At 64.1% G+C, this 24,670-nt stretch carries 26 protein-coding genes; 15 read left to right on the plus strand and 11 right to left on the minus strand.

The annotated features are described in order from the left end of the window. The first annotated feature begins 40 nt into the window (after positions 1-40). Positions 41-250, plus strand: coding sequence for a hypothetical protein (locus IVA75_RS31535; protein WP_247288036.1), 210 nt, complete (start codon positions 41-43; stop codon positions 248-250). 142 nt (positions 251-392) lie between these two features. Next, positions 393-1,697, plus strand: coding sequence for a sorbosone dehydrogenase family protein (locus IVA75_RS31540; RefSeq protein ID WP_247288035.1), 1,305 nt, complete (start codon positions 393-395; stop codon positions 1,695-1,697). A gap of 4 nt (positions 1,698-1,701) precedes the next feature. Here IVA75_RS31540 and IVA75_RS31545 read toward each other — a convergent pair whose 3' ends face one another. Together IVA75_RS31545 and IVA75_RS31550 are read right to left on the minus strand one after the other, a co-directional pair. Next, entirely contained in the window at positions 1,702-2,526 is an 825-nt protein-coding gene (locus tag IVA75_RS31545) for an aspartate dehydrogenase (protein ID WP_247288034.1), read from the minus strand. Positions 2,527-2,563: 37 nt separating this feature from the next. Beyond that, positions 2,564-3,481 (minus strand): LysR family transcriptional regulator, encoded by a 918-nt coding sequence (locus IVA75_RS31550; RefSeq protein ID WP_247288033.1) that lies wholly within the window; start codon positions 3,479-3,481, stop codon positions 2,564-2,566. A gap of 147 nt (positions 3,482-3,628) precedes the next feature. On the opposite strand from IVA75_RS31550, the gene IVA75_RS31555 reads away from it, so the two are divergent. From IVA75_RS31555 to IVA75_RS31575, 5 genes are all read left to right on the plus strand, one after another. Next, positions 3,629-4,927, plus strand: coding sequence for an MFS transporter (locus IVA75_RS31555; protein WP_247288032.1), 1,299 nt, complete (start codon positions 3,629-3,631; stop codon positions 4,925-4,927). Between the two features lie 19 nt (positions 4,928-4,946). After that, positions 4,947-6,020 carry a tartrate dehydrogenase gene (locus IVA75_RS31560; RefSeq protein WP_247288031.1) on the plus strand — a complete coding sequence of 358 codons (1,074 nt, stop codon included), beginning with the start codon at positions 4,947-4,949 and terminating at the stop codon, positions 6,018-6,020. A gap of 233 nt (positions 6,021-6,253) precedes the next feature. Continuing rightward, a complete protein-coding gene (locus IVA75_RS31565; protein ID WP_027570739.1) occupies positions 6,254-6,709 on the plus strand; it encodes an Hsp20 family protein in 456 nt (151 codons plus the stop codon). A gap of 115 nt (positions 6,710-6,824) precedes the next feature. Further along, entirely contained in the window at positions 6,825-7,142 is a 318-nt protein-coding gene (locus IVA75_RS31570; protein WP_027570738.1) for a hypothetical protein, read from the plus strand. Positions 7,143-7,168: 26 nt separating this feature from the next. After that, entirely contained in the window at positions 7,169-7,408 is a 240-nt protein-coding gene (locus tag IVA75_RS31575; RefSeq protein ID WP_247288030.1) for a hypothetical protein, read from the plus strand. Between the two features lie 343 nt (positions 7,409-7,751). Here the strand turns inward: IVA75_RS31575 and IVA75_RS31580 are convergent, their stop codons facing one another. Both IVA75_RS31580 and IVA75_RS31585 read right to left on the minus strand, forming a co-directional pair. After that, the gene (locus IVA75_RS31580; RefSeq protein WP_247288029.1) at positions 7,752-8,684 is read right to left on the minus strand and encodes a LysM peptidoglycan-binding domain-containing protein; all 933 of its coding nucleotides are present in this window, start codon (positions 8,682-8,684) and stop codon (positions 7,752-7,754) included. A 128-nt stretch (positions 8,685-8,812) separates the two neighbouring features. Further along, entirely contained in the window at positions 8,813-9,430 is a 618-nt protein-coding gene (locus IVA75_RS31585) for an ABATE domain-containing protein (RefSeq protein ID WP_247288028.1), read from the minus strand. Between the two features lie 126 nt (positions 9,431-9,556). Between IVA75_RS31585 and IVA75_RS31590 the strand changes: the two genes are divergently transcribed. Then, entirely contained in the window at positions 9,557-10,408 is an 852-nt protein-coding gene (locus IVA75_RS31590; protein ID WP_247288027.1) for an alpha/beta hydrolase, read from the plus strand. Between the two features lie 54 nt (positions 10,409-10,462). Here the strand turns inward: IVA75_RS31590 and IVA75_RS31595 are convergent, their stop codons facing one another. Beyond that, positions 10,463-11,056: a MarR family winged helix-turn-helix transcriptional regulator gene (locus tag IVA75_RS31595; RefSeq protein ID WP_245287888.1), complete on the minus strand. Its 594-nt coding sequence runs from the start codon at positions 11,054-11,056 to the stop codon at positions 10,463-10,465. Between IVA75_RS31595 and IVA75_RS31600 the strand changes: the two genes are divergently transcribed. Both IVA75_RS31600 and IVA75_RS31605 read left to right on the plus strand, forming a co-directional pair. Continuing rightward, positions 11,046-12,257, plus strand: coding sequence for an ABC transporter substrate-binding protein (locus IVA75_RS31600; protein WP_027570732.1), 1,212 nt, complete (start codon positions 11,046-11,048; stop codon positions 12,255-12,257). The genes IVA75_RS31595 and IVA75_RS31600 overlap by 11 nt on opposite strands. A 16-nt stretch (positions 12,258-12,273) precedes the next feature. Next, the gene (locus IVA75_RS31605; protein ID WP_247288026.1) at positions 12,274-13,452 is read left to right on the plus strand and encodes a cytochrome P450; all 1,179 of its coding nucleotides are present in this window, start codon (positions 12,274-12,276) and stop codon (positions 13,450-13,452) included. Positions 13,453-13,527: 75 nt separating this feature from the next. On the opposite strand, the gene IVA75_RS31610 is transcribed toward IVA75_RS31605, so the two are convergent. After that, entirely contained in the window at positions 13,528-14,517 is a 990-nt protein-coding gene (locus IVA75_RS31610) for a putative zinc-binding metallopeptidase (RefSeq protein WP_247288025.1), read from the minus strand. Between the two features lie 402 nt (positions 14,518-14,919). Then, the gene (locus tag IVA75_RS31615; RefSeq protein ID WP_027570728.1) at positions 14,920-15,633 is read right to left on the minus strand and encodes a hypothetical protein; all 714 of its coding nucleotides are present in this window, start codon (positions 15,631-15,633) and stop codon (positions 14,920-14,922) included. Positions 15,634-15,915: 282 nt separating this feature from the next. Here IVA75_RS31615 and IVA75_RS31620 point away from each other — a divergent pair, with 282 nt between their 5' ends. Beyond that, entirely contained in the window at positions 15,916-16,839 is a 924-nt protein-coding gene (locus tag IVA75_RS31620; RefSeq protein ID WP_247288024.1) for an ABC transporter ATP-binding protein, read from the plus strand. Then, a complete protein-coding gene (locus IVA75_RS31625; protein WP_247288023.1) occupies positions 16,836-17,597 on the plus strand; it encodes an ABC transporter permease in 762 nt (253 codons plus the stop codon). Before IVA75_RS31620 ends, IVA75_RS31625 begins: the two co-directional genes overlap by 4 nt. A 51-nt stretch (positions 17,598-17,648) precedes the next feature. Here IVA75_RS31625 and IVA75_RS31630 read toward each other — a convergent pair whose 3' ends face one another. After that, positions 17,649-17,972 (minus strand): hypothetical protein, encoded by a 324-nt coding sequence (locus tag IVA75_RS31630; protein ID WP_027519597.1) that lies wholly within the window; start codon positions 17,970-17,972, stop codon positions 17,649-17,651. Between the two features lie 320 nt (positions 17,973-18,292). Between IVA75_RS31630 and IVA75_RS31635 the strand changes: the two genes are divergently transcribed. The 3 genes from IVA75_RS31635 (at position 18,293) to IVA75_RS31645 (ending at position 21,267) form a co-directional block, all read left to right on the plus strand. Further along, entirely contained in the window at positions 18,293-19,063 is a 771-nt protein-coding gene (locus IVA75_RS31635) for a L,D-transpeptidase (RefSeq protein WP_247288022.1), read from the plus strand. A gap of 224 nt (positions 19,064-19,287) precedes the next feature. Further along, on the plus strand, positions 19,288-19,542 hold the full coding sequence (locus IVA75_RS31640) for an acyl carrier protein (protein WP_247288021.1): 255 nt from the start codon (positions 19,288-19,290) through the stop codon (positions 19,540-19,542). A gap of 24 nt (positions 19,543-19,566) precedes the next feature. Further along, the gene (locus tag IVA75_RS31645) at positions 19,567-21,267 is read left to right on the plus strand and encodes a fatty acyl-AMP ligase (RefSeq protein ID WP_247288020.1); all 1,701 of its coding nucleotides are present in this window, start codon (positions 19,567-19,569) and stop codon (positions 21,265-21,267) included. Between the two features lie 7 nt (positions 21,268-21,274). Here IVA75_RS31645 and IVA75_RS31650 read toward each other — a convergent pair whose 3' ends face one another. The 3 genes from IVA75_RS31650 to IVA75_RS31660 are packed head-to-tail and all read right to left on the minus strand — an operon-like array spanning position 21,275 to position 24,650. Further along, the gene (locus IVA75_RS31650) at positions 21,275-22,237 is read right to left on the minus strand and encodes a hypothetical protein (protein WP_247288019.1); all 963 of its coding nucleotides are present in this window, start codon (positions 22,235-22,237) and stop codon (positions 21,275-21,277) included. 25 nt (positions 22,238-22,262) lie between these two features. Continuing rightward, on the minus strand, positions 22,263-23,645 hold the full coding sequence (locus tag IVA75_RS31655) for an MBOAT family O-acyltransferase (RefSeq protein WP_247288018.1): 1,383 nt from the start codon (positions 23,643-23,645) through the stop codon (positions 22,263-22,265). 45 nt (positions 23,646-23,690) lie between these two features. After that, on the minus strand, positions 23,691-24,650 hold the full coding sequence (locus tag IVA75_RS31660; RefSeq protein ID WP_247288017.1) for a fatty acid desaturase: 960 nt from the start codon (positions 24,648-24,650) through the stop codon (positions 23,691-23,693). Positions 24,651-24,670 lie beyond the last annotated feature (20 nt).

A 24,670-nucleotide genomic window follows, 5' to 3' on the forward strand; every position in this document is an offset into this window, starting at 1 on the left:
TAGCCCCTTGACACCTGCAGTGACCGCAGAGCATCGAGCCATGTCCGACGCCTACGATTATTTTCGCGAGCACGCGATCGCCGCCGTCCGCAAGGCGCGGGCGCTGCCGCCCGGGCGGCCGAAGCAGAAGCAGCGCACGGTGGCGCGCGTTTATCATCTCCTCTCCAGGGAGGCGGCGCTCGCGCCGAACATCCATCATCTGGATGGTTTTCGCGCGGCGCGCCGGGCAGAGCGGCAGATCGGCCGCTGATCTCCGGGCCCATCCTGGCGGCATTCGTCCCATGCAAATTCGAGCGGCTGCCATTCCACGGGAATAGAGCCCCGCGGCGCTCCACACAGGTTGACGTCTGCCCCGTCAGCCCGTTGGATGCGCGCGCAAACAGGGGCCTCTCATGACTTTTTCCAGCATCTTTGCGCAGTTCGTTGCGCTTCTCGGCGGCATCGCGCTGCAATGGCGAAAGCTGTCGGGCACCGTGCCTGCGCCGGCCTGGGGCCAGTCGCCCGCCATTCCCGAAGCAAAGCCGCAAGGCGCCATCCCGACACTGAAGATGCCGACGGCGCGGGGCTGGAGCGAGGGACAGAAGCCGACGGTCGCACCCGGGCTCAAGGTCAATGCGTTCGCGACCGGTCTCGACCATCCGCGCTGGATCGAGGTGCTGCCCAATGGCGACGTGCTGATCGCGGAGGCGACGCAGATCGCGGGGGCGCCGCGGTCCGTGTTTCACTACGCAATGCAGGCCACGATGCGACGCGCCGCCGCGCTCGGCGTCAGCGCCAACCGCATCACGCTGCTGCGCGACAAGGACGGCGACGGCGTCGCGGAGTATCGCGGCGCGTTCATGGAAAATCTCAGCCAGCCGTTCGGCATGGCGCTGGTCGGCGACACCTTCTATGTCGGCAACACCGACGGCGTGATGGCCTTCCCGTACGTGGCGAATGCCGATCGCATCACCGCGCCGGGCAAGCGCCTCACCACTTTCAAGCCAAGCGGCCACTGGACCCGCAGCCTGCTCGCGAGCCCCGACGGCAAAAAACTCTATGCCGGCGTCGGCTCGCTCAGCAACATCGCCGAGATGGGCATGGAGGTCGAGGAAGGCCGCGCCGCGGTCTACGAGCTCGACCTCGTCGCCGGCACGCACCGCATCTTCGGCGCAGGCCTGCGCAACCCCGTTGGTCTCGCCTGGGAACCAACGACCGGTGTGCTCTGGACCGTCGTCAACGAGCGCGACGGCCTCGGCGACGAAACGCCGCCGGACTATCTGACCTCGGTGCACGATGGCGGCTTCTACGGCTGGCCTTATTGCTACTGGGGCAAGACGGTGGACGATCGCGTGCCGCAGGATCCGGCGATGGTCGCCAAGGCGCTCACGCCGGACTACGCGCTCGGCGGCCATACCGCTTCGCTCGGCCTGTGCTGGATGCCGGCGGGCACGCTGCCCGGCTTCCCGAACGGCATGGCGATCGGCCAGCACGGTTCGTGGAATCGCAGCAAGCTGTCAGGCTACAAATTGGTCTTCATCCCGTTCGAGAACGGCAAGCCTTCGGGTCCCGCACGCGACATCCTGTCCGGCTTCCTCGCGCCCGACGAGAAAGAATCCTACGGCCGCCCGGTCGGCGTCGTGATCGGTCCCGACAAGAAGTCGCTGCTGATGGCCGACGACGTCGGCAACGTGATCTGGCGCGTGACGGGCGCTTGAAGGGTTATGTTCCAACACTGAGCGTGGCGCGCTGCTTGCGGAGCAGCGCGATCACTGACAGCGCCGTGATCAACCCGGTCTTGGGATTCTCGGACGGGACGTTCTCGATTGACATCGAGAAGCGCGCGGAATCCGCCTCGACCTCGATGCGGTGATCGTTGCGGGTCACGGTGGGGTCGGCCCAGATCTGCACCTGGGTGCGATCCGGCCCGACGCCCGCGAGCGACAGCGCGACCGCGACGTTGAGATTGGCCGGAAAGCCTTTCGCGGCCTCGCGCGCGGTGCCCTCGAACAGCTTCAGCGGCTCGCGCAGATTGTCGATATCGATGTTGTTCTGGACGATGAACGGCGCGCCCTTCAAGCCGTCGATCGGCTTGCGCGTGACCATCTTCACCGAATGAATGGTGCCGATCGCAGCCGCGTTGACGGCGTCGAGCCCGATCAGCGCGCCGGTCGGCACCAGGATGCGGCCGCCATTGGCGCGGGCGAGATCGACAAGGTCGAAATTGTCGAGCAGCCCGCCGACGCTGACCACGACCGCGGCCCTGCCGCGTTTCACTGCGGGCTCGACGATCGCACGCAGTTGGCTGCTCGGCGCGCATTCGACCACGATGTCGGCGGCGTCGCCGAGCTGGTCGAGCGGCAATACGGATGGCGGACGACGCAGGCCGCGTAGCAATTTCTGATGCTTTGTGGGCTCGCGCACCGCCACGGCGGAGAGCGTCAATCCCTCGATGCCCTGATCGAGCGCGGTCGCGATCTTGGTGCCGATCGAGCCGAGCCCTGCAATGGCAACCCGCAATTCGTTCGAAGCTTGCCGTTCAGTCATCGCATTACCCCTCTCGCACAGCCGATGTCATAGCGCCTCAGGCGTCGCGCGCATAGCTGCGCAGACGCGTCTCGAGCACGGACAGCATCGCGTCGCGGGTCGGGTCACGCGAGCCGCGCAGCCATGCGGCAGCGAGCGGCAGCCGGCCGACGGGTCCGATCTGCTTTGGCCGCAGCGGCACGAAGCGCACGCCTGACACCGCCATCCGCGTGCTCCAGCGTGGCACGATCGCGACCCCGAGCCGGGTTGCGACGAGATTGATGATGGTCTGCTTCTCGTCGGCGACCTGCACGATGCGTGGCGTGAGGCCTGCCTGCTCGAACAGTCTTATCGTGAGGTCGTGGCTGTGCGGCCGCGAGCGGCGGTCCGGCACCAGCATCGCTTCGTCGGCGATCTCCACCAGCGTGATCGACTTGCGTTTGGCCAGCGCGTGGCGCTGCGAGAAGGCCACGATGGCTGTCTCCTGCAGCAGATCGCGGAATTCGAGCCGCTTGTCCCGCTGAGCCGGCGGACGCACGAAGGCGAGATCGAGCGCGCCGGTCAGGATCTTCGGCAGCAGCCGGACGGTCTTCTCCTCCAGAAGCTGCACCCCGACCTCCGGGTGCTTTGCGCGGAAGTCGCGGAGCAATGCCGGTAACAGCCCCGCCGCGGCACTGTCGATCGCGCCGACCCGGAGTTTTCGAGCAGCCCCCGCGCGCGCGCGATTGCGCAGATTGCTCTCGACCGCCTCGACGCGGGCAAGGATGGCACGGGCATCGCGCAGCAGCGTCGCGCCATCTTCCGTCAGCGACACCGCCCGCGTCGTCCGCGCGAACAGCCGCGTATCCAGATCATGCTCCAGCAGCTTGATCTGGCGGCCCAGTGCGGAGGGCAGCATCTGGAGATGCTGTGCCGCGCGGCCGAAATGCAGCTGCTCGGCCGCGGCCACGAAGCATCGCAACTGATGCAATTCCATTCGCAGTCCTCTTGGCCTTCCCGGCGAGGATTATATCATTTTTTTGTATAAACCAGCGCCAATTGAGTCCCCCAGCCACTCCCGCCTAGCTTGGCTCCGAAGTGGACCTTCAGGGTCCGCCGTCACAACGGAATCAGGGAGGCTGAGATGGCGAACGAGATTCAGACGCGCGTGCTGCGCAAGATCACATGGCGCATCGTTCCCTTCATCATGCTGCTCTACTTCGTGGCCTTCATCGACCGCGTCAATATCGGCTTCGCCTCGCTGACGATGAACAAGGACATCGGCCTGTCGCCGACCGTCTACGGCTTCGGCGCCGGCATCTTCTTCTGGGGCTACTTCCTGTTCGAGGTACCCTCCAACATCATCCTGCACAAGGTCGGCGCACGGATCTGGATCGCGCGGGTGATGATCACCTGGGGCATTGTGTCGGCCGCGATGGCCTTCGTGCAGGGCCCGACCAGCTTCTACGCGCTGCGCTTCCTGCTCGGCGTCGCCGAGGCCGGGTTCTTTCCCGGTATCATTCTCTACCTCTCCTACTGGTTCCCGGCACGCCAGCGTGCGGCCGTGACTGCGCTGTTCATGGCGGCGGCGCCGCTCTCGACCGTGCTGGGATCGCCCGTTTCGGGCGCGCTGCTGGAGATGGATGGAATGCTCGGCTTCAAGGGCTGGCAATGGCTGTTCGTGCTGGAGGCGCTGCCGGCGGTGCTGCTGGGGTTCGTGGTGCTGGCATTCCTCACAGACCGCCCGGAGAAAGCAAAATGGCTCGCGGATGACGAGCGGCGCTGGCTGGTCGAGACCATGAACGTAGAGACCACCAGCAAAGCTGCGACCGCGAAGCATAGCATCTGGCGAGGGCTCGCCGATCCGCGGGTGCTGGCGCTGGCACTGATCTATTTCGGCACCTCGGCCGGCCTCTACACGCTCGGCGTCTGGGCGCCGCAGATCATCAAGCAGTTCGGCTTGTCCTCGCTCCAGGTCGGATTCCTCAACGCGCTGCCGGCGAGCGCCGCCGTCGTCGCCATGGTGCTGTGGGCGCGCCATTCGGATCGCACCGGCGAGCGCACCTGGCACGTCGTTCTGGCCTGCCTGCTCGCGGCGGCGGGGCTCGCCTTTGCCGGACTTGCGACCGGCGTCGTGACCGTGCTGATCGCGCTGGCGCTCGTCAACATCGGCATCTCCTCGGCGAAGCCACCGCTGTGGAGCATGCCGACGTTATTCCTCTCCGGCCCCGCGGCCGCGGCGGGCATCGCCACCATCAACTCGATCGGCAACCTCGGCGGCTTCGTGGGGCCCGCCATGATCGGCTGGATCAAGGACCAGACCGGCAGCTTTGTCGGCGGGCTCTACTGCGTTGCAGGCCTGCTGGTTCTCTCCGCGGTCCTGACCCTGCTATTGTCGCGGGCGCAGACCGCCCGCGTCGAACTCGTCACGCAATCCCACTGACACCCAACGGAGCATCCTCATGCGTACCCATTCGATTGCAGCGATCCCCGCCGACGGCATCGGCCCCGAGGTCATCTCCGCCGGCGTTCGCGTGCTGGAGGCGCTGGCCAAACGCAGCGGCGACCTCGCCTTCAACATCAAGACGTTCGACTGGGGCTCGGACTATTACAAGAAGCACGGCGTCATGATGCCGGCCGACGGCCTCGACGAGTTGAAGAAGTTCGACGCGATCTATTTCGGCGCGGTCGGTGCGCCCGACGTGCCCGATCACATCACGCTGTGGGGGCTGCGGCTGCCGATCTGCCAGGGCTTTGACCAATACGCCAATGTGCGGCCGACCAAGATCTTGCCGGGCGTCGCCTCGCCGCTGCGCAATGTCGGCGTCGGCGACCTCGACTGGGTGATCGTGCGCGAGAATTCGGAGGGCGAGTATGCCGGCATGGGCGGCCGCGCCCACCGGGGTCTCCCGGAAGAGGTCGGCACCGAGGTCGCGGTGTTCACCCGCGTCGGCGTCACGCGGATCATGCGCTATGCGTTCGAGCTCGCGCGGTCGCGCCCACGCAAGTTCCTGACCGTTGTGACCAAGTCGAACGCGCAGCGCCATGGCATGGTGATGTGGGACGAGATCGCGGCCGAGGTCGCGGCCGAATTCCCCGATGTGACCTGGGACAAGATGCTGGTCGACGCCATGACGGTGCACATGACGCTGCATCCGAAGAGCCTCGACACCATCGTCGCGACCAATTTGCACGCCGACATCCTCTCCGACCTCGCCGGCGCGCTGGCAGGAAGCCTCGGCGTCGCGCCGACTGGCAATATCGATCCGCAGCGCCGCTTCCCCTCGATGTTCGAGCCGATCCACGGCTCGGCCTTCGACATCACCGGCAAGGGCATCGCCAACCCGGTTGCGACATTCTGGACCGGCGCGCAGATGCTGGAGCATCTCGGCGAAAAAGACGCGGCGGTGCGGTTGATGGCGGCGGTGGAGAAAGTATGCGCCGCCGGCGTGCTGACACCCGATGTCGGTGGCACGGCGACGACGAAGGAGGTGACGGATGCCGTGATCGAGGCGATCCAGGGATCCAAGGTGTAGTCCGCGGTGCGTCTCCTCCCTCCCCCGTTCTTGCGGGGAGAGGGTTGGGTCGGGAGGCGCCAGGGATTCCAAAAAATTTTGGACCCCCTCTTGAAACCAAAACGGGCTTTTTTTATTTTTCCGCTGCCGCCGAGAGGTGGCGTTCCCGACGCCTGGTGGGTCGGGAAACTGAGACGGGCACCGGTCGTGTCCGGTGTCGTTCGTATCCATTTTGCTCCTTGGAGGATCTGGCTATGCGCACTTGCGACTTTTCTCCCTTGTGGCGTTCGACGGTTGGCTTCGACCGCCTTTTCGACCTCGTTGAAACGGCACAGCGTGCCGGCGAGGACAACTATCCCCCCTACAACATTGAACGCCTCAGCGAGGATCGCTACCAGATTTCGCTTGCGATTGCGGGATTCTCACCCAACGAAGTCACGGTGACGGCCGAGCAGAACGCGGTGACCGTCGAGGGAAACAAGCCGGACAGAACCGAACGCGAATATCTCTACCGGGGCATTTCCGCGCGGCCGTTCAAGCGGCAGTTTAACCTGGCCGATTATGTTCAGGTGCACAGCGCCTCGTTCGAGAACGGCCTGCTCAAGATCGAACTGGTCCGGGAAATCCCTGAAGCCATGAAGCCGCGGCGAATTGCCATCAATGCCGCGCCGTCCGGCAACGTGCATCAACTCGAAGGCAAAGCCGCCTGAATTCGGTCTGTCGGAGACCCGGTGATCCCGCCCGATGGTCGGGCGGGATCGGCCATGGCCTTCGACCGCGTACCGGATGCAAGTCGGAGGTTTAGAGAAAGGAGGAGGACCTCTCATGCTCGATCATGTCGACAACATCATCGATCTGAACGCGATATTGCACCCTGGCTCTGTCTATGATCATCCCCGTGACGTCATAGCCGACCCAACTCTGTCGATCGGCGAGAAGCGCGCGATCCTTGCGTCCTGGGCTTCGGACGCAGCCAGTGTCGCCTCGAGTCCGACATTGCGGGAGCTGCCCGGCTCGGGCAAAGCCGTCACCATCGACGAAATCCTGGAAGCGCTCGCGAGCCTCGACCACCATCCGAAGGGCCCTCCGGGCGGCAAGCCGGTCCGCACGCGATCGGTCGAGCGAACCGGCCTCGCAGCCTAGGCAACGACAGCTCTACGGAGATTGCGATGAGGGTCGATGAAGAGCTGGCCTTGTTGCGCGGCCACCGCAGCAACATCAGCCGCTATCAGCGGTTGCTCAAGACCGAGCTGACCGAGTTCGAACGGCGGTTCATCGAGCGACGCGTGTCCGAGGAGCGCTCGGCGATCGAGAAGGTCGCCGTCTCCGCCTTTCCGCTCACCTTTCAGGCTCCGAACCGGGCGATGGGGAACGCAGCCACGCGCCTGACGGCGAGCAGCCACGGGTAATCGACATGCCCGAACAGCTCCCGACATTCGAAGTGTTCCTGAAGAAATGCGGTCGAAGGACATGGCGGTGGCGTGTCTGCACGACGGAAGGACGCCTGGTCATGCACGGCTGCGAAAACGGCCGACCCGCCGCCAAATACGCGGCCGAGCGGGCATTGTTTCTGATGCTTCTCGCCGCGCCTTATCGCCCGGCGGGCCGGGCATCCGCCACGGCTCGCTCCTCCTTGGCGACACCCGCCTCAAGATGGCTGCCACGGCACAAGATGCGTGAATGACAGGCGCCGCGAGGGATGGTGCCTGGCATCAGCCAAGCTCCATTCCGGCGATCTCCGTTGCTGACCGCTTACCGCCGTCCGGGCGGCGGGGTCGCCATGGCGGCTGTCGGCTCCGGCGGCGTCAAATGGCGCGGAACGATGATGGACTGGCCGGGGGTGAGGGTTGCGTTCTCCGGCAGCGAGTTGCTCTGCGCCAGCGACCACAACGGCACGCGATTGGCTGCCGCGATGCTCTCCATGGTGTCGCCGCGGCGTACCGGTAGCCGCACGCCACTGTCCCACAATTCGACCAGCGTATTCGCCGGCACGAGATAGCGCAGCGGCACGGCATCGACCTGCGTCTGGGGCGGGATGCGCGGCAACTGCGTGACCATGTCGACGATCTGACGGTGGATGTCGTCGGACTTCTCGATGTTGATGTGGCTGACCCGCGCGTTCTCCTTCAGGTCATAGCTCGCATAGTGACCGCGATAACCCGGCACCGCGACCACGTTGCCGCCGCCAAGCACGCTGTCGGAGAGGTAGATGTTGATGAAGCGCTCGACATTGAGCGGCACGTCGCCGGTCGCATGCGCGGGATCGATGGTAATGACGAGGCTGATCGGGACGTTCTCCTTGGCCGCCATCTCGGAGATGACGATCGAGCAAAGCCCGCCCATCGAATGCCCAATCAGCACGATCGGCGCCGGCGTTTCCTTGTAGCTGGAGATGGCGCGGTCACCGATCCATCGGCAGATGGTGAATTCATAGACGTTGGCGGAAAAGCCGGCTTGCGTCAGCTTCTCTTCGAGCCGGTCCATGCCGGTGGAGAAGAACGGCCCCATGGCGCCACGGAACAGGTAGATTTTCGGCGGCGGCAATGGCTCGAACGGTGGGGGCGGCGGCGCGGCCGGTGCGGCCGCGGCGGGCTTCGTCTTGGCAGGTGAGGCAACGGCCGTCCCGGTGCTGAAGGCGAGCAGCGCAACGGCTGCCAGCGCGAGAAGTCGCCTCAAATCGATCATCAGTCCAGCAGTCCCACTCCGGGAGGCTGCAGCCTCCCCCAAAGGCGCTTAGTGACGGTCGATTGGGTGGAATTTGGGGCACGGAACCGGGGCTCGATCCACGCTCATTCCAGCATCTCGACACCCAATCACTGCATGCTCTTGAGCCTGCTGCGGTGGGCGGCCTGTTTCGCGCGGTTGCCGCAGACCGCCATGATGCACCATCGCCGCGCGCGCCGGCGCGTGTGGTCGGCGAACAGCATGGTGCAGTTATGCCCCTCGCACGCCTTGACGTTCGAAAAGTCCTCATCGCAGACGAACTTCGCCATGGCTTCGCCAACCGGCAGCAATAGCGCTTCCGGCGATCGCCAGCGCCGCTTGATTCGCAATGCCAGAGCGCCGCCATCGTGAGGCCCGGGCTCGATCCGGCTGAAGGCTTCGTCGCGCTCCAGCAGGCTGTTCAATGGACCGAGCTCGCGCAAGGCATCTGTCGTGAGCGGCCGGCCCGCATGCTTGCGCACGAACCCCCTGAACCATTCGCGCAAGGCGCGCGCCTGATCCGCGACCTTGTCCAGCTCGTCCGGCGTGGCACGTGCTGTCAGCGCGTGCAGATCATCCGCCGGCACCAGCTTCGCTTGTGCCAGCCAGTCGATCAGGCCATCGCCGTCGTCGATCCAGTCCACGGGCGTATCGACCGGCGTCGCCACCGAGTTGAGGAAGTCGAGGCCGAGCGAGTCGGCGATGAACATGGCGGGCGGGCGGTCCATGAGCGGTCCTTGGCCGGTCGGGAGAACATGAATATAGATAACCTGTTAAAACGTCATTGACAAGTTACGACGCCTGCAAGTAACCTCTTAAAAGCTTTTATAAGGTTACTGCAACTGGAGAATGTCATGGCCTCAATCACGTACCGCAGCGCGGATGTCGACGGATTCAAGGTGGCCTATCGCGAAGCCGGCCTTATCGGAGCGCCAAAAATCCTGCTGCTGCACGGCTTCCCCAGCGCAGGCCACATGTTTCGTGACCTCATTCCGCTGCTTGCTAACAGGTTTCATATTGTGGCGCCCGACCTTCCCGGCTTCGGCCAGTCCGACATGCCTTCGCGCGAAAGCTTCCGTTACACGTTCGATAACGTCGCACGTGTGATCGAACGCTTCACCGAAGTGATCGGTTTCGACCGGTTCGCGGTCTACGTCTTCGACTACGGCGCGCCGACTGGTTTCCGGCTTGCGCTCAGCCACCCCGAGCGGATCACGGCGATCATCTCGCAGAACGGCAACGCCTATGAGGATGGCCTCAGCGACAACTGGACTCCGCTCAAGACCTATTGGCAGGATCCCTCGCCGGCCAATCGCGAGGCGCTCCGCGCGCTCCTCACGCCGGAAGCCACGCGCTGGCAGTACACGCATGGTGTCCCCGATCCGATGACCGTGTCACCGGACGGTCAGAACCTCGACAATTTCTACCTCGCGCGTCCAGGCTCGGACGACGTGCAGCTCGATTTGTTCGGCGACTACAAGAGCAACGTCGCGCTTTATCCCGTCTTCCAGGAGTATTTCCGCACGCACCAGCCGCCGTTCCTCGCGGTCTGGGGCAAGAACGATCCGTTCTTCATTCCGCCCGGCGCCGAAGCGTTCAAACGCGACAATCCGAACGCCGTGGTGCAGTTCTTTAACACCGGCCATTTCGCGCTGGAGACGCACGCGAAGGAGATCGCGGACAGCATTCGCGCGTTCTTGACCTAGCAGGAGCAACGGCCATGGCCCTTGTCGGGCGGCACGCCCGCCGATGCGGGCCACCTAGAGCGGCAGGATCCGGTTTAATAGTTCGAGCAGGGTGCGCTGCTCGGCTTCGCTGAGCGGCACGAGCATCTTCTTGTTGTACGGCTCCGTCAGGCTCGTCGCCTCGTGGATGAGCTTGGCGCCCTTTGGCGTCAGCACGAGCTCGACGGCGCGGCGATCCGCCTTGGAGCGGTTGCGCTTGATGAAGCCCGACGACTCCAGCTCATTCAGGATCTTGATCAGATTGGGCAGGCGCAGCCGCAGCAGGCTTGCGAGGCTGCTTGGCGGAACGCCGGGATTGTCGCGAATGACGACGAAGATCGCATAGGTCGCGGGGGTCACGCCCAATGCGGCGAACGCTTCGTAGAAGCCCTCAAAGAATTTCAGCTGTGCGAGCCGAAGCATGAAGCCCGGCGTGCGCTGGAGCGCCTGCAAATTCAACGATTTCTCCGGCTGCTGGCCGGACTTCCCTGCGGGTTTCACGAACTCATGATCCTCGAACCGCGGCGGCCCAAGAATCCGCCGAATTGACTCTCCCGAAAATAGATATAAAATATAACTATTATTTAGCGGCACCAAGACCGCCCACGGGAGGGAGACAATGAACAGCAAATTTCTGCATAAATTGTGCATTTCGGCCTTGATGCTGGCTGCGGCGGGGCCGGCCCTCGCTCAGGACGTGGTGAAGATCGGCATCCTGAACGACCAGTCGGGGCCGTTCGCGAGCTATCAAGGCATAGGCTCCGTCGTCGCCGCCAAGATGGCGGTGGAGGATTTTGGCGGAAAGGCCGGCGGCAAGCCGGTCGAGGTCGTCGCCGCGGACCACCAGAACAAGACGGACATCGGGATCGGCATCGCGCGGCGCTGGTACGAGAACGACGGCGTCGACGCGATCTTCGACATTCCGAACTCGTCGATCGCGCTCGCCGTCGCCGGCATGAGCGCCGAGAAGAACAAGGTCTTCGTCGGATCGGGCGCCGGTACGGTGCTGCTGACCGGCGAAAAATGCACGCCGAACACCGTGCACTGGACCTACGACACCTATGCCTACGGGCGCGGCCTCGGCAAGGCGATCGTCCAGCAGGGTGGCAAGAAATGGTTCTTCATCACCGCTGACTACGCCTTCGGTCACGATCTGGAAAAACAGGCGGCGGAGGCCGTCAAGGCGTCCGGCGGCGAGGTGCTCGGCAGCGTCCGGCATCCGTTGGGAACGGCCGACTACGCCTCTTTCCTGCTCCAGGCCCAGGCGTCGGGCGCGAACGTCGTCGGCTTCGCCAATGCCGGTGACGACACCATCACGTCGATGAAGCAGGCCGCCGAGTTCGGTCTGACCAAGGACCATAAGCTGGTCGGGTTGATCCTGGGCATGAACGGCCTCCCCGCGCTCGGGTTGAAGTTTGCGCAAGGCGCGCAGATCATGAACCCGTTCTACTGGGATCTGAACGACGGCACGCGGGCTTTCGCCAAGCGGTTCGCCGAACGCATTCCGTCGAAAGCCTATCCGAACGACATGCAGGCCGGCGTCTACGCCTCGGTGATTCACTACCTCAAAGCGGTCGACAAGGTCGGCAGTGCCAAGGACGGCAAGGCGGTGGTGGCGGCGATGAAGGAGATGCCGACCGACGATCCGCTGTTCGGCAAGGGTTACATCCGCAAGGACGGCCGCAAGATCCACCCGCTCTATCTGCTCCAGGTCAAGGCGCCGGAAGAGTCGACATCGACTTGGGACCTGCTGAAGGTGGTCGCCACGATCAAGGGTGAGGACGCGTTCCGCCCCGAGAGCGAAGGCCAGTGTCCGCTAACCAGGCAATAGTGGACGGGAGCTGACCATGAACGGCATTGCATCCAGTCCGGCCGACCCGTTTGCGCCAGATTTCCTGATGGACCCCTATCCCGCCTATGAGGCGTTGCGCGCGCTCGGTCCCGCGTTCGCGTTGGAGCGCTACGGCGTGTGGGCCATGGCAGGCTATGCCGAAGTCGAGCCGGCCCTGAAGGACTGGAAGACGTTCATCAGCGGCGAGGGTGTCGGGCTGCACGGGATGAACCCGGCCCTGCCAAAGCCGCTGACGCTCCAGATCGATCCTCCCGACCACGACAAGGGCCGCCGCGTGCTCGGTCGCACCCTGTCCCCGGGTGTCGCGCGGCGACTGCGCGAGACGTTTCAGAAGGAAGCGGAGAAGAAGGTTTCGGAGCTGATCGACAAGGGCACGTTCGATGCCGTCACCGATCTCGCCGAGGCCTACCCGATGAAGGTGTTTCCGGATGCGATTGGCATCCGGCCGGACGGCCGCGACAGGCTGCTCGCCTGGAGCACGTTCGTGTTCGACAGCTTTGGCCCGGAGAACGAAACGTTGGCGGCGTCACGACAAGCCGGCCTCGCGGCGCAGAGCTGGATCATGGAATGCTGTGCGCGAGATGCGTTGCAACCGGACGGGCTCGGCATGATGATCTACCAGGCGGCTGACGACGGCGAGATCAGCGAGCATGAAGCAACCCATCTGGTGCGACCGTTCCTCACCGCCGGGATCGACACCACCGTCAACGGTATCGGCAATACGCTGCTCGCGCTCGCCGCTCACCCGGATGAATATCGCAAGCTGCACCACAAGCCGGAGCTGGCGCGCAATGCCTTCGAGGAAGGGCTGCGCTATGATTCACCGGTACAGACGTTCTTCCGCACCACCACGCGCGATGTCGAGATCGGCGGCGGCGTGATCCCCGCACACCGCAAGGTCCTGCTGTTCATGGCCTCCGCCAACCGCGATCCCGCGCGCTGGGACCGAGCCGACCGTTTCGACGTCGAACGGCTGGCGACCGGGCATGTCGGTTTCGGCGCCGGCATCCACGCCTGCGTCGGCCAGATGATCGCACGCCTGGAAGGCGAATTGATCTTCGGCGAGCTCGCAAGGCGCGTGAAGACCATCGAGCTCACGGCAGAGCCGAGGCGCAGGCTCAACAATTCCCTGCGTGGGCTGAAGAGCATGCCCGTGCGGGTGACGGCTGCCTAGAGCATGATTGGTTCTGATCGAATCAGAACCGCAGCCCTAGATTCTTGCTTCGAACGGGGCTGTCCGCCGCGACCTTTACGCCGCCAAACTCTGCTGATCGCGGAATGCGCTGATCGCCATGTGGACGAGATGCAGCTTGCCTTTGACCGCCGGCGATATGTCGAACGGATATGCGTCGCTCATCCCGAGCGAGCGGTTGAGTTCGTTGATGCTGCGAGCAAGCGGCATCCACAGGGCCAAAAGTGCCTCGAAGTCGCTCTCGAGATAGGGATCCGTCAGGGTCTGACGGGCGCGCTCGTCCAGCGATAACGGCAAACCTGCCAGCGAGTCGAGCGTCGAGACGATATGCAGGAAATGCGCGAACGTTTCCGCCCAATCCTCCCAGGGGTGGGACGTGGCGTACTCGCTGATGAAGCCGCTTCGGTCGTATGAACGATCGGCGCGGCTGTAATAGGTGTTGATCGCGGCCTGATAGTCCTGCGCCTGGTCACCGAAGATCAGCTTGAACGGGGCCTGGAACGTCGTGCCGTCAACGAGCAGGTCCCAATAGAAGTGACCGATCTCGTGCCGGAAATGCCCGAGCAGCGTGCGATACGGCTCCCGGAACGCCACGCGGCGAGCTTCTCGCTCGACATCATCGGCCTCCGCAAGGTTGAGCGTAATCAGACCCGAGAGATGCCCCGTCAGGATCGGACTGACCTCGTCCGAGAGAATGTCGAACGCCAATGGTGCGCCGGTGCGCGATGCAAGCGGAAGCCTGAGGCGACTGAGATCATAGAGAAGACGGCGCTTGGCTTCCTCCATCCGGCGCCAGAGCATGATGTTTCTGGTGCTGCCGAGATTCGGAATCGTGCGCGTGAGGCGGCACGAGTCGCAATACCAGTCGGCGCCCTCGACACACCAGTTGCAACCGATGATCTCCCGGTTACGGCAAGATTGATGGGATGCAAGTTTCGTCATCTCGATGCGAGAGGAATCGAACGCCAGCTCGTTGCTGCAATTCGCGCACGCGACGTGCTCGAACGAGACAGGATGGCGGCATGACGGGCACTGATAAATCTTCACGTGGACTGGCCCCAGACAGACGGCACACCGGAAAAACGGCCTGTCGATTCGAGGAACTCTTAACTCTTGCGACCATCGCGGTTGCCGGCGAGCAACGCCCGCTGCGTTCGCAGCGCGTGCTGCCTCAGAAGGCCGGCTCGCGTTGTGCTCAACTGGCTCGATTGAGGCTGCAGCTTTTTCTCAAGAACGTTTTCGGAAACAGGCCGACCGGCCCACGCCCGCTCGGGCTGAACCGCCATGGGACCGACGTTTCGTTTCCTTGTCATGGTGTGACAACACCAGATCGTGTGCAGAGTTCCCTTCACTCGACCGGCGGGTGATCGAGCTTGGCTTGTGCAGATACGACAATGCCGCCGTCGGCATGACGGCGGCATTGTCAATTCAGCGGCTTGCGGCGAAAGGCTAATTCCGGGGAGCCGTTGCCGCCGCCGACCGCGCCGGCCTGGGCGTGCCGGGTTCGGCAACCGGAGCAGGTGCGCGCGAGCGCATGATTGCAGCGTCGATCTCGGCAATCACGCGGCGCTGGATCGCCTCGTTCTTGTCGATCGAGATGTGGCCGACGCCGGACCCGCGGACGTCGACATTGTCGAGCTTGCCGCGAAAACCGTCCGCGCGCTTTACCGGCTCGCCGGGGCCGTCGCCGATATAGATGTTGATGTAGCGCTCCGCGCCGGTCGACAGCTTGGTCTTGAACACGGAATCGAGCCCGATCGCGAGTTTCACGGGCACGCCGAGACGGTTGAGCTTGGCGATCATGTCCGGCAGCGCCGTCGCGCCGGAGGAATGCCCGACCAGCACGATGGTCCTGAGCCGGCCGGCCTTGTAGGCGGTGGCGGCCTCATCGGCGAGCGAGGACCAGGACACGAAATTCGAGACGGTCACCGGGATGCCCTGCGCCTGGAGCCGGGCGCCGATGGTGTCGAGCCCGAGCGAGAAGATGTTGAGCACGCCGCGGAGCAGGTAGACATGCGTGGTCGCGACCGCAGCCTGGCTCGGCGCCGCCTTGGCGGTGGTCGGGCTCATGGCAACAGCTGACAGCAGGAGCAGGCCCATCGCCCAGGCACGGAGGGCGGACAACTGGCTGGCGCCAGCGGTGTGACGGCCGTTCGGTCTCATCGATCTTTTCCCTGGGAATATGCTTCGGCCAGAATCGTAGCCATGGCCTGCTCGCAGACGCAACAAAGAGCCGCGTGAACGACGATCTTAGCAGCTAGTCGTGACCATCGCGCAACACTTGCCTGAAACCTGCCTCGGAAGGGCCTGTTTCGAGGCCATTTTTGTCCGGCTAATTGCAGCCGCGCAAGGGCATTCCTATCTCAGGGCTCCGCTGACCCGCCCCTCCCGGCAAGGTTCCAGCCTCCCCTCCCCAGCCTTCGCCCCCTCAGACTTGCGGCCATCATGTCCTCCATCATTTCCGTCGCCAATTTGTCGAAGACCTATGGGTCCGGCTTCAAGGCGCTCAAGAACGTCAATCTCGACATCAAGCGCGGCGAGATCTTCGCCTTGCTCGGCCCCAACGGCGCCGGCAAGACCACGCTGATCTCGATCATCTGCGGCATTGCCAATCCGAGCGAAGGCAAGGTCCTCGTCGGCGGCGAGAACATCCAGACCTCCTTTCGCAAGGCGCGCTCGCTGATCGGGCTGGTGCCGCAGGAATTGCACACCGATGCCTTCGAGAGCGTGTGGGCGACCGTGAGCTTCTCCCGCGGGCTGTTCGGCAAGCCGAAGAACCCCGATCATATCGAGAAGGTGCTGAAGGACCTCTCGCTGTGGGACAAGAAGGACAGCAAGATCATCACGCTCTCCGGCGGCATGAAGCGTCGCGTGATGATCGCGAAGGCGCTGTCGCACGAGCCGCAGATCCTGTTCCTCGACGAGCCGACCGCCGGCGTCGACGTCGAGCTGCGCAAGGGCATGTGGGAGGTGGTGCGCACGCTCCAGCAATCCGGCGTCACCATCATCCTGACCACGCATTACATCGAGGAAGCCGAGGAGATGGCCGACCGCATCGGCGTCATCAACAAGGGCGAGATCGTGCTGGTCGAGGACAAGGCTACCTTGATGCAGAAGCTCGGCAAGAAGCGGCTGACGCTGCATCTGCAAGGCAAGCTCGATGCGCTGCCGGAGAGCCTCAGGCATTACGAGCTCGACCTCTGCGACGGCGGCGCGACGCTGGTCTACGACTACGACACCAAGGGCGAGCGCACCGGCATCACCAGCCTGCTCGGCGACCTCCGCACCGCCGGTATCCGTTTCAACGATCTCGACACGACGCAATCGTCGCTCGAGGACATCTTCGTCGATCTCGTGAGGGCGTCATGAACTACCGCGCTGTCCGCGCCATCTATCTGTTCGAAATGGCGCGCACCTGGCGCACGCTGCTGCAAAGCATCGTGTCGCCGGTGGTCTCGACCTCGCTGTATTTCGTGGTGTTCGGCGCCGCGATCGGCTCGCGCATCAGCCAGGTCGAGGGCGTCAGCTACGGCACCTTCATCGTGCCGGGCCTGATCATGCTCTCGGTGCTGACGCAGAGCATCGCCAACGCCTCGTTCGGCATCTACTTCCCGAAATTCACCGGCACGATCTACGAGATCCTGTCGGCGCCGATCTCCTATTTCGAGATCGTGCTCGGCTATGTCGGCGCGGCCGCGACCAAATCGATCATCCTCGGCCTGATCATCCTCGCCACAGCTGGCCTGTTCGTGCCGCTGCACATCCACCATCCGGCCTGGATGCTGGCCTTCCTGGTGCTGACGGCGGTGACGTTCAGCCTGTTCGGCTTCATCATCGGCATCTGGGCCGACGGGTTCGAAAAGCTGCAGATGATCCCGATGCTTGTGGTGACGCCGCTGACCTTCCTCGGCGGCAGCTTCTATTCCATCGACATGCTGCCACCCGCCTGGCGCACGGTGGCGCTGCTCAATCCGGTCGTCTATCTGATCTCCGGCTTCCGCTGGAGCTTCTACGAGATCGCGGACGTCAGCATGGCCGTCAGCATCGGCATGACGACGGCCTTCCTGGTGATCTGTCTGGTCGTGATCTGGTGGATTTTCCGCACGGGGTATCGGTTGAAGAACTGATCGAGAGGCGTAGCCCGGATTGCGCTTCGCTCCATCCGGGCTACGGGGACATCACCGATAGCAGTGGAAGCGGTTGTATCCGTCGTAATAGCCGCGGCAGCGACGGTGGCCGCGATGAGGAATGCCGAACACCCCCTCGACCGCGCCGACGGCACCGCCGACACCCGCGCCGACCGCGCCTCCAACCACGCCACCCACGGGGCCGGCTATCCGGTTGCCTTCATAAGAACCTTCCTGGGCGCCCCGAACGATGCCTTGGGCATGGCCAGGCTGTGGGATGCAGGACAGCGCGGCCAGAACGGCGGCGCCAGCAAAGAGCAGACGGAAAGGCAGACCGGCCGGCCGAGAAGCGGCGGCGACGCAAACTTTGTTCATCTTCATTCCCAAAGGTAAAACCGGCGGCGGAAGCCGCCGGTCGAGGCAGCGATCATCAACGCCGATGCGGCCAAATGGTTGCGCCCCGGATGGTTGCGCCATTCTGATGAATTGTCGGCATTATGAACGCATCTCCCGCTCGCGAAAATGTCAGCGCTACCGCTGGCTTTGCGGCACAAAGCGGCCTTGCTTACGCCGGGCGTCCCGTTAACGATGGGCGGGCAGGCCGCTGGAACGAAAGCCGGATTGCAGGCATAGTGCACGCCGGGGGACGGAGAGCCGCGGCGCCTAGTGTGAACAGGCCGGAGGCCACAAGTCAGATGCGTTCGTTTTTTATTGCTTTCACCTCCCTGATGCTTTTGAGCGCGGGCACCGCGCAGGCCAAGGTCGAGATCACCGTCGACAAGGACAATCAGCAGATGACCGTCGCTGTCGACGGCGTCGCGCGCTACCACTGGCCGGTGTCGACAGGCATCCCCTCGCGGGAGACGCCGAACGGCGCGTTCCGCACCTTCCGCATGGAAGAGGATCACTATTCCAAGGAATTCGACGACGCGCCGATGCCGCACGCGATCTTCTTCACCAAGGTCGGGCACGCCATCCACGGCACCGACTCGGTCGGCCGGCTCGGCACGCCCGCCTCGCATGGCTGCGTGCGGCTGTCGCGCCAGAATGCCACGACTCTTTACGCGCTGGTGCAGCAGCAGGGCGTGCTCAACACCACGGTGACGCTGACCGGCTCGGCGCAGGTGGCCCTGGCGCGCAATCCGCGTGGCCGCAACCCCACGGCAGTGGCCCGCGCGCCGCAGCCCGCCGAAGAGCAGTACGCCACATCAGGCGATCCCGTGAACCTGACGCCTCAGGCCGCACCTGCCCGCCGCTACATGCCGCAGGATGACAACTACATCTATCCGGCCGACGGCACCGACACCGGCGCGCGCTACCCGGCGCCGCGTGGCAGCCGCCCGCTCTATGACGCACAGGTCTATCAGCAGCAGCCGCAGCAATATTACAATCAGGGCAACGGCACCTACTATCAGCCGCAGCCCCGGCAGGTTTACCAACCCCGTGGCTATTACTACCAGAACTGACCCTATCTGAACGCGGCGTTGCCGCGCCAGCGAATCAGAAAGCCGCTGCTGCGACGGGCGCTTGCCGCAGTCGACCGCAGGAAACAGCGCCAGCCTGTGCACGGATTGGGCACCGGCCGACGCAAGGAAGCAACAGTCCACAACCTTCAACGCAGCGGCGTTCCGGCCAAATTGACAACCAGGGGGTCACCCGTATTGTCGTCCCATTGTTTTTGGGACATGACATGACACGCGAGCAGATTTCGGATTTCTGCGTTGCCGCCCTGGCAAATATCCTGCGAATTTCGAAGGACCGGGTCGACATCGGCACGAAATTCAGCCGCCTTGGGCTCGATTCGGCGATGCTGGTCTACCTGATGATGGAACTCGAGGAGAAGCTCGACCTCGAACTATCGACGGACGACTTCTACGACCATCCGACCGTTGAGGCGCTGTCGCAATTTCTCGCCGACAAGGGCGCAATCCGTCCCGCCGCCTGAGGGCGGCAGAAGCCGGCGCAACCCATGGAAACCTTCCGCTCGCTCGTGGCACTGCTGGCCCGACGTGCGGCGGAGCAGGCCGACGATAGGGCCTACATCTTCGTATCCGATCGCGGGACGGAGGAAGCTGTCCTCACCTTCCGCCAACTGCATCACTCCGCATCCGCCCTCGCGCAGCGATTGACCGTGGCCGCGCGTCCCGGCGACCGCGCCATCCTGGTGTTTCCGCCCGGCATCGAATTCATGGTGGCGTTCTTCGGCTGTCTGATCGCCGGCATCATCGCCGTGCCGATGATGACGCCACGGCGAAACAGCGCGCGCGATGCGAGCGCCGCGATACTCGCCAATTGCACGCCGGCGGTGGCGCTGACCAATTCGGCCGTCGCGCTCCGCGGTGATCTGCGGGCACGCCTCGCGCACGAGCACATTCGCTGGATCGAGGTCGATCTCGGCGCGGCCGATGATGAGACAATCGAACTGCCCGAGCCGGCGCCGGACGACATCGCCTTCCTGCAATACACCTCCGGCTCGACGTCCGCGCCCAAAGGCGTGATGGTGAGCCACGCCAATCTGCTCGCTAATCTCGAGATGATCCGGCTCGCGCTCGGCAACACCCGGCAATCGACTTACGTCAATTGGGTGCCGCTCTATCACGACATGGGGCTGATCCTGAACGCACTGCAGGCGCTCTATGTTGGGGCGACTTGCGTGCTGATGGCACCGAATGCGTTCATGCAGCGGCCGCTCGGCTGGCTGCGCGCGATCTCTCATTACCGCGCGGAAGTGGCGTGCAGCCCGAATTTCGGCTTCGACCTCTGCGTCAGCCGCTATCGCGCCGACCAGATGGAGGGCGTCGACCTGTCCTCGCTCAGGATCGCGCTGAACGGCGCAGAGCCGGTGCATGCGGAAACCATCGAACGGTTCATCCAGACATTTACGCCGCACGGCTTCGATCCGCGCGCAAAGTATCCCGCCTACGGAATGGCGGAAGCGACGCTCCTGATTTCCGGCGGACGCCGCGACGGCGGTCATGTCACACGCAGCCTGAGCCGCACGGCGCTTCAGGCGCACGCAGCGGAAGCGCCTTCCAGCGCTGAAGACACGCAGATCGTCGTCGGCTGCGGCCGCGCGCTCACCGGCGAGCGGATCGCCATCGTGGACGCGGACAACCGCACGCGCCTGCCCGCGGACCGCGTCGGCGAGATATGGGTGAACGGGGCCAATATCGCCCGCGCCTATTGGCGCAACGACGAGGCGACGCGCGAGGGGCTCAATGCGCAGATTGCCCGCGAAAACGGGGCGTGGCTGCGCACCGGCGACCTCGGCTTCCTCGACGTCACCGGCGAACTGTTCGTCACCGGGCGGATCAAGGACCTCATCATCGTCCGCGGCATCAACCATTATCCCCAAGACGTCGAGCGCACCGTGCAATCGCTCGATGGAGCTTTGCGCGAAAATTGCGGCGCGGCGTTCTCGGTGCCCGACGAGACCGGCGAAGAGGCACTCGTCATCGTCCAGGAAATCGAGCGCACCGCGCGTCACTCGATCGACACCGAAACGATCAGGGGCCGGATTCGGGAGGCCATCGCCGACAACCACGAACTCTCGGCGCGCCACATCGCGCTGATCCGGCCCGGCACCCTGCCGAAGACCACCAGCGGCAAGATCCAGCGCAAGCTGGCGCGCAAACTCTGGCTCGATGGCGGTTTCGAGCAGCTCGGCTGAGGACCGCTCAGAAATCGATCTTCGCGTTCTCCCCATCGCGCAGGCTCGCAACGATCCCCTGCTCGATCTTGCGCGCCAGGATGGCGCGATAGTGGATGAAGTCGGCAAAATTGGCGCGGTCGCGCGTAAGATCGTTATCAACGCGATAGTTGATGAAATTGCTGCGCGGTCGGCCCGCGACCACTTTCTTCAGCGCCGCGTCGCAGGCGCTGCGCTCCAGGGCGGCTTCCGTGCCGGGCTTCGGCACGGTGGTCGCGAAGGTCGGCGGCACGATGATGACGACGGGCACACCGGCCGGCAATGTCCTGACGATATCTGCCAGCGCAGCGATCTCGGGAAATGTCGCCCGCATCTCGGCGGACAAGGACGGCGCCGGATCCCTGGGCCAGCCGACTTCCTTGAATTGGCCCGGCGGCCAGATGTCCTCGTAGCTGACAAAGCCGTCAGGGTTCATCCGTGGTCGCCGGCCAAGGCCGATGCTGATGCGTTGAAAAGCGTGCTCGATCGCCTGCCATGAGATCAGACGCGCAGCGTAGGTGACGACGCTTCTGTCATAGAGCCAGTCGGGAAACGGGACGCCGCCCTCCTCCTTGAGCCGTGCATGCACGCACCAGCCGGGATCAGTCACGACCACCAGGGCACCGACCTCGCGGTGATTCCGCAGGAAGAAGTCCAGCACCGCGAGCTCCTGGCGGGGAACCGCACCGGTCATGTAGAGCTGCACGAATCGCAGGCCGGTCGCGCGCGACAGTTCCATCGGCTCGATCATCTGTGCCGTCGAATTGCCCAGGATCGCGGCATTGAAATCCGGATTTCGCGCGCGGCTCGCCGCCGTGATCTGAGTCAGACGATTATCGACGCCGTCGATGCCAAGCAGGCCGAGCTTGCCGCTGTCATAGGGATCGACCACCACCATGAATGCGAGCACCAGCAGCGCAGCCCCGATCAGCGTGCCCAGACACGCGAGCAAGCTCCGGCCCCAGCCGGGGTCGGTCTCAGAACTTGAAGTAGACGAAGTCATGGAGATCCCGACCACCCATGTGAAGCAGCGATGCGAATAGCCCAAGACCGAGCAGACCCGCGAGCCACGGATTGGGGCGACGCGTGAGCACCGCCACGATGTCCTGGCTCGCCGGCAGCAGGAAGGCGAACAGCGGCGCTACAATCAGCGGCCACAAATGCTTTCCGCGCTCGAGCGGCAGCGGCGAAACCAGCCCACAGAAGACATGCCATGCCGCCTCCACGGAGCCCGCGCGAAAAATCACGCCGGTCGCGAGCACGAAGAGCACGGTGAGCGTCCAGCCGAGCCATGACGGGAACTCCGGGCCATAGCGACGCCACAGCGTGCAGGCAACCAGCGCAAGCCCGTGCAGCACGCCCCACAACACGAAGGTCCAGCTCGCGCCGTGCCACAGGCCGCACAGCGCCATCGTGATCATCATCGCGCCGAAGAACTGGATCGGTAGCCAGTGCCGCGGCAAAAGACGCAGGTTGACCAGCGGATAAAACACGTAGTCGCGCAGGAACAGCATCAAGGTGATGTGCCAGCGCTGCCAGAAATCCTGGATATTGGTCGAGCGCAGCGGCGCATTGAAATTGTACGGCAGCTGCACGCCGAACAGCAGACCAAGGCCGATCGCGATGTCGGAATAGCCGGAGAAATCGAACAGTATCTGGAAGGAGAAGCAGAAGGCAAGCCAGGCATCGCCGCTGGGCAAGGGCCCGTTCGCTGCCTGCGCGTAGATGGGATCGAGCAGATGCGCGAGGCCGTCGGCGATCACGATTTTTTCGAACAGGCCGATCGCAATGAAGCAGGTCGCCACACAGAACTGGCGCTGCCAGCCCGGAACGTAGATCTGCCTGCCGAACTGATGCATCACCTCCGACCAGCGCGCCAGGGGGCCGGCGATCGCCTGCGGGAAGAAGGCGATGTAGAGCGCGTAGCGGTCGAGCGCATAGAGCGGCGCCCTGCCGCGCTTCAGATCGACCAGATACATGATGTGGTGGAAGGTGAAGAAGGAGATGCCGAGCGGTAGCCCGACGTCGAGCACCGGCAACGTCGTACCCAGCGCGAGACCTAGATTGGCGAGAAGAAAGTTGGCGTATTTGAACAACGCCAGCACCGCGAGATCGAGCATGATCACCAGTGTCAGCACCGCCGGCCACTTCACGCGCCCATAGGCGACCGAGGCGAGCCAGTTGATCGCGATCGAGCCGATCAGGAGCAGGATGAAGGACGGGCTGCCCCAGGCATAGAAGGCGAGCGACAGCGCGACCTGCACGCCGATGCGCAGATGCGGATAGGGATCGGCCAAGCGATAGATCAGCAGCGCCGCGGGCAGGAAGACCAGGAGAAAGGGATAGTCGTTGAACAGCATCGGTTCAAAGCCGCGCCATCGCCGGCGTGAGCCGGCGGATGATGCTCAGCCCGTTTCGAGGTCGGGCGCAACGTCACCCGGCTGCCGCAGCATGCGTCGCGCAATCTTCTCCTCGCTCGGCACCTTGACGTCCCAGGCCAGTCCCAGCGCTTCCAGCGCCCTGATGAAGATGAAGCCGGGATCGAACTCGAACCAGCGCAGGCCGAAGGCCGCGGAATAGGGAAAGGCGTGGTGGTTGTTGTGCCAGCCCTCGCCCCAGGCAAGCCAGGCCATCACGCCGAGATTGCGGCTGTTGTCGTCCCGGGTGACGAAAGGTTGCGCGCCAATGCTATGCATGACGGAGTTGATGGCGGACATGGTCTGCTCGACCACGAACATGCGCACCACGCCGCCCCAGAGCAAGCCGGTCACTGCGCCCCACAGGCTCATGGTGGCGAGGCCGCCGATCGCGGCCGGCAGCACCAGGCCGAGACCGACCCAACTGTAATAGTAGCTGTTGACGGCAACCAGCCTGCGATCCGCCATCAGATCCGGGACATAGTGCGCAACATTGGGATAATCGTGCTCGATCATCCAGGTCAAATGCGCGTGCAGGAAGCCGCGCAGGCGGCCGAACGCGCCCTCGCCGTGCAGCCGCGGTGAATGCAGATCGCCGTCGTGATCGGACAATTCGTGGTGCCGGCGGTGCATTGCCGCCCAGGACAGCATGGGGCCGCGGCCGGCCATCGATCCCATCACGACCAGGATCGCACTCATCGCTGTGGAGGTCGCGAAGGCGCGGTGGGTGAAGAGCCGGTGATAGCCAACGGTAAGGCCGAGGCCGGTAACCAGCCAGAAGCCGGCGAACAGGCCAAGCTCCATCGCGCCGATCGGGCGGTAGAACAGAAGGACCAGCGCCAGCAGCGTGCCGACGAAGGGCAAAACGTCCAAGATGACGAAATGCCGGCGCTGCATCCGGCGAAAATGCCGGCTGCGGATAATTCGATGGTCGCGTTGCTGCTGCACGGGCGGGATTCCAAGGCACC

The sequence above is a fragment of the Bradyrhizobium sp. 134 genome (genome assembly GCF_023074155.1).
Lineage (GTDB): Bacteria > Pseudomonadota > Alphaproteobacteria > Rhizobiales > Xanthobacteraceae > Bradyrhizobium.

Bases quoted from the DNA above. Each gene is read 5' to 3' on its own strand.
- IVA75_RS31535 (WP_247288036.1), top strand. From the start codon at position 41: ATGTCCGACGCCTACGATTATTTTCGCGAGCACGCGATCGCCGCCGTC.
- IVA75_RS31540 (WP_247288035.1), top strand. From the start codon at position 393: ATGACTTTTTCCAGCATCTTTGCGCAGTTCGTTGCGCTTCTCGGCGGC.
- IVA75_RS31545 (WP_247288034.1), bottom strand. From the start codon at position 2,526: ATGACTGAACGGCAAGCTTCGAACGAATTGCGGGTTGCCATTGCAGGG.
- IVA75_RS31550 (WP_247288033.1), bottom strand. From the start codon at position 3,481: ATGGAATTGCATCAGTTGCGATGCTTCGTGGCCGCGGCCGAGCAGCTG.
- IVA75_RS31555 (WP_247288032.1), top strand. From the start codon at position 3,629: ATGGCGAACGAGATTCAGACGCGCGTGCTGCGCAAGATCACATGGCGC.
- IVA75_RS31560 (WP_247288031.1), top strand. From the start codon at position 4,947: ATGCGTACCCATTCGATTGCAGCGATCCCCGCCGACGGCATCGGCCCC.
- IVA75_RS31565 (WP_027570739.1), top strand. From the start codon at position 6,254: ATGCGCACTTGCGACTTTTCTCCCTTGTGGCGTTCGACGGTTGGCTTC.
- IVA75_RS31570 (WP_027570738.1), top strand. From the start codon at position 6,825: ATGCTCGATCATGTCGACAACATCATCGATCTGAACGCGATATTGCAC.
- IVA75_RS31575 (WP_247288030.1), top strand. From the start codon at position 7,169: ATGAGGGTCGATGAAGAGCTGGCCTTGTTGCGCGGCCACCGCAGCAAC.
- IVA75_RS31580 (WP_247288029.1), bottom strand. From the start codon at position 8,684: ATGATCGATTTGAGGCGACTTCTCGCGCTGGCAGCCGTTGCGCTGCTC.
- IVA75_RS31585 (WP_247288028.1), bottom strand. From the start codon at position 9,430: ATGGACCGCCCGCCCGCCATGTTCATCGCCGACTCGCTCGGCCTCGAC.
- IVA75_RS31590 (WP_247288027.1), top strand. From the start codon at position 9,557: ATGGCCTCAATCACGTACCGCAGCGCGGATGTCGACGGATTCAAGGTG.
- IVA75_RS31600 (WP_027570732.1), top strand. From the start codon at position 11,046: ATGAACAGCAAATTTCTGCATAAATTGTGCATTTCGGCCTTGATGCTG.
- IVA75_RS31605 (WP_247288026.1), top strand. From the start codon at position 12,274: ATGAACGGCATTGCATCCAGTCCGGCCGACCCGTTTGCGCCAGATTTC.
- IVA75_RS31615 (WP_027570728.1), bottom strand. From the start codon at position 15,633: ATGAGACCGAACGGCCGTCACACCGCTGGCGCCAGCCAGTTGTCCGCC.
- IVA75_RS31620 (WP_247288024.1), top strand. From the start codon at position 15,916: ATGTCCTCCATCATTTCCGTCGCCAATTTGTCGAAGACCTATGGGTCC.
- IVA75_RS31625 (WP_247288023.1), top strand. From the start codon at position 16,836: ATGAACTACCGCGCTGTCCGCGCCATCTATCTGTTCGAAATGGCGCGC.
- IVA75_RS31630 (WP_027519597.1), bottom strand. From the start codon at position 17,972: ATGAACAAAGTTTGCGTCGCCGCCGCTTCTCGGCCGGCCGGTCTGCCT.
- IVA75_RS31635 (WP_247288022.1), top strand. From the start codon at position 18,293: ATGCGTTCGTTTTTTATTGCTTTCACCTCCCTGATGCTTTTGAGCGCG.
- IVA75_RS31640 (WP_247288021.1), top strand. From the start codon at position 19,288: ATGACACGCGAGCAGATTTCGGATTTCTGCGTTGCCGCCCTGGCAAAT.
- IVA75_RS31645 (WP_247288020.1), top strand. From the start codon at position 19,567: ATGGAAACCTTCCGCTCGCTCGTGGCACTGCTGGCCCGACGTGCGGCG.
- IVA75_RS31655 (WP_247288018.1), bottom strand. From the start codon at position 23,645: ATGCTGTTCAACGACTATCCCTTTCTCCTGGTCTTCCTGCCCGCGGCG.